The 3321-nt window shown below is 61.2% G+C and carries 2 protein-coding genes and 1 pseudogene; 2 read left to right on the top strand and 1 reads right to left on the bottom strand.

Features of this window, described 5'->3' with window-relative positions; all coding sequences use genetic code 11:
- A partial coding sequence (locus tag VFW93_RS07820; protein ID WP_329693430.1) for a HAMP domain-containing sensor histidine kinase occupies positions 1–697 on the top strand: 697 nt, incomplete at its 5' end.
- Between the two features lie 116 nt (positions 698–813).
- Complete coding sequence (locus tag VFW93_RS07815; protein ID WP_329693429.1) at positions 814–2481, top strand: response regulator; 1668 nt, start codon at positions 814–816, stop codon at positions 2479–2481.
- 18 nt (positions 2482–2499) lie between these two features.
- Here the strand turns inward: VFW93_RS07815 and VFW93_RS07810 are convergent.
- A pseudogene (locus VFW93_RS07810) lies at positions 2500–3321 on the bottom strand (lysine decarboxylase); the annotation flags it as partial.

The raw sequence follows: 3321 nt of genomic DNA, 5'->3' as shown, positions 1-3321 counted from the left end.
CGCCGCTACTTCCGCGAAACCATGCACGAGCTGGAAAAACAGCCCGCGCAAGCCTGAGCAGGCTGACGAGACCATCATGGAAGCCTCATCCTTCGCCCTCATCGCACACGACCTGAAGAACGCCCTCGGTTCTCTGGAGGGAGAACTGGAGAGCCTGATCGACGACCCGTCGCCCGCCATGGCGCACAGCGCCTACATGCGCTGCACGGAGTTGCGCCGACAGTTCGTGCAGTTCCTCACGGTCTACGGCGCCGCGGGCGACATGCACACCCATTGCGAAGACGAATCCCCCAGGGATGTGCTGGAACTGGTCTACCGAGCCGGCCAGATCCGACACCTGAGCCTGCCCAACGCACCACGCGTGGTGATGGACGTGGCAGCAGAAGCGCCGACTTACTGGTACTTTGACCAGCGCCTGGTTCACATGGCGCTGGACGCCGCCTTTCACAACGCCAGCCGTTTTGCCCGCAGCCAGGTCACGCTCGGCCTGCGTGGCCAAGATGGTTTCCTGGTCTTCGTGATCGACGATGACGGCCCGGGACTGGGCGCCATCGATCCCTCTGCCAGTTCGACCGGCCTGGGAACGGATCTGTGCAAATCGGTTGCAGAAGCCCATCGCAGCGGCGAGCGCCGTGGGCACATCGCGCTGCTCAACCGCCCTGAGGGTGGTGCACGCTTCGAACTGTGGCTGCCGTGATTTGACGGGCAGACAGCGCACTTATTCACGTTTGTGAATACTTCAAACGTGAGAGAGTCGACTTAATCGTCGATCAGGCCGTGAGCCGGTTCGACCCGCCACCGCAGTCGACACTCATGAACTTCCCGACTATCACGTCCAGTTCTCAGTCTCCATCAGGCGTCCCTGTGACGGATCTGAGCAGCTGCCGCGCGTTGATCATCGACACCAACCAGACCTCGCGCAGCATCCTGCGCTCGATGCTGGCCGACCTGGGCCTGCAGAGCATTGCGCAAGCGGGCAAGATCAGCGATGCCCGTCGCGCGTTGGAGCACCAGACCTTCGATGTGGTCCTGTGCGACTACCATTTCGACGACTGCAACATGACCGGGTCGGACCTGCTGGACGACCTGCGTCGCGCGCAACTGCTGCCCTACTCCACCGTGTTCGTGATGGTCACCGGTGAAGCGTCCTACGTGAAGGTGGCGGAGGCAGCGGAATCCGCGCTGGACAGCTACCTGCTCAAGCCCCACACCTCCAACACACTGGCGCAACGCCTGCACATGGCACGTCACCGCAAGGTGGTCCTGGCCAACATCTTCGAGGCCATCGAGCGCGAAGAGTTCAACATCGCGGCCGAGTTGTGCCTGCAGCGTTTTGCGAAACGCGATGAATACTGGGTTTATGCCGCGCGCATAGGTGGCGAGCTGCTGCTGCGACTGGCGCGCCATGAAGAGGCCCGCAAGCTCTTTCAGGCATTGGACGAAATCAAGGCCATGCCATGGGCCCGACTGGGTATCGCACGTGCGCAACTGGAAGGCGGCCACGCGGCGCCGGCCAGACGGACGCTGGAGAGCCTGCTCTCAGAAAACCCGACCTATGCAGATGCCTACGACGTGATGGGGCGTGCACAGCTGCAGGCAGGTTCGTTCGAAGAAGCGTACGAGACCTATCAGCACGCGGCGGAGATCACACCCTCCTCGATTGGCCGGCTTCAGAAGGTGGGCATGCTCGCCTTCTACCTGGGGCGCAGCGACGAAGCTTCACGCAGCCTGGAGCGTGCTGCCAGTCTGGGCGTCACCTCCAAGATGTTCGACTTTCAGAGCCTGATCATGCTCGCGCAGATCCGCTTCGAACAGAAGGATTACAAAGGCGTGCAGCGCTGTCTGGGCAATCTGCAGCATGCCTATGAGAAGCAGTCCAACAGCAGTCGCCTGCGACGCATGACCACGCTGGTCAACGTGCTGGCCTTGATGCTGCAAAGACAGGTGGCCGAAGTCGTTCGACTGATCAAAGAGATGGCCTCCGAGTTCGAGAAACCCGACTTTGACTTTGAAGCCGCCGGCAACATGCTGGGTCTGCTGACACGCTTGCGCAGCAGCGAACTCGAATTGCCGGATGCCGAGTTGTGGGTCAAGAAGCTGGCATCGCGCTTTTGCATCTCCAAACCGACCACCGACCTGTTGGCCATGTCCGTGGCCAGCCACGAGCCCTACTACGACATGGTCCACGAGGCCTACAAGGTGATCGGCGAGCAGGCGGAAAAGGCCATGGAGCAGGCAAAACAAGGCGCACCAGGCAACGGCATCAAGACCCTGCTGGTGCATGGTTCCAAAACCCAGAACGCCAAGCTGCTGGATCTCGCCGAGATGGTGCTGAACCGCTACCGCGGCCAGATCAAGGACGCCGACATGCTGTCGGAGATGGTGCAGGACATGCGTGGCAAGTTCTGCCGAGCCAGTGCCCACGTGCAACTGGGCGCCAACTCCGGCAGGCAGGCAGGCGGACTCAATCTCCGCAGTTGAGCCTCGCCCTGCGCAGGCTCATTGGTCTTGCGCCACGCAATCCACGTAGTAACGCACGCCACCACCTGGCAGTTCTTCTGCCACGAGGCCGTGCACGTCCGTCGCAAAGCCCGGGAAAGCCGCGTTGAAGTCACGCGCAAACTTCAGGAAGTCCACGATCTTCTTGTTGAAACGCTCGCCAGGGATCAACAGCGGGATGCCGGGTGGGTACGGGGTCAACAAAGCGGTGGTGATGCGACCTTCCAGTTTCTCGATGTCCACACGCTCTGTCTGACAACGGGCGATACAGGCATAGGCATCCGAAGGCTTCATCGCAGGCTCCAGCCCTGACAGGTACACCTCGGTCGTCAGACGGGCGATGTCACCCTTGGCATAGGCCTCGTGCACGCTCTGGCACAGGTCCTTGAGGCCCATGCGCTCGTACTTGGGGTACTTCTTGCAGAAGTCCGGCAGGATGCGCCACAGCGGTACGTTCTTGTCGTAGTCGTCCTTGAACTGCTGCAGCGCCGTCAACATGGTGTTCCAGCGGCCCTTGGTGATGCCGATGGTGAACATGATGAAGAAGGAGTACAGGCCGGTCTTTTCAACCACCACGCCGTGCTCGGCCAGGTACTTGGTAACGATGCTGGCTGGGATACCGGTCTTGGCAAACTTGCCCGACACGTCCAGGCCCGGCGTGATGATGGTGGACTTGATCGGGTCCAGCATGTTGAAGCCTTCGGCCAGGTTGCCGAAACCATGCCACTTCTCGTTGGCCTTGAGGACCCAGTCCTCGGGCTTGCCGATGTCGTCGGCGGCGATCTTGTCCGGCCCCCAGACCTTGAACCACCAGTCCTTGCC

The organism is Aquabacterium sp. (assembly GCF_036279675.1).
Lineage (GTDB): Bacteria > Pseudomonadota > Gammaproteobacteria > Burkholderiales > Burkholderiaceae_C > Aquabacterium.
This window is presented reverse-complemented; position numbering and strand designations above follow the sequence as displayed.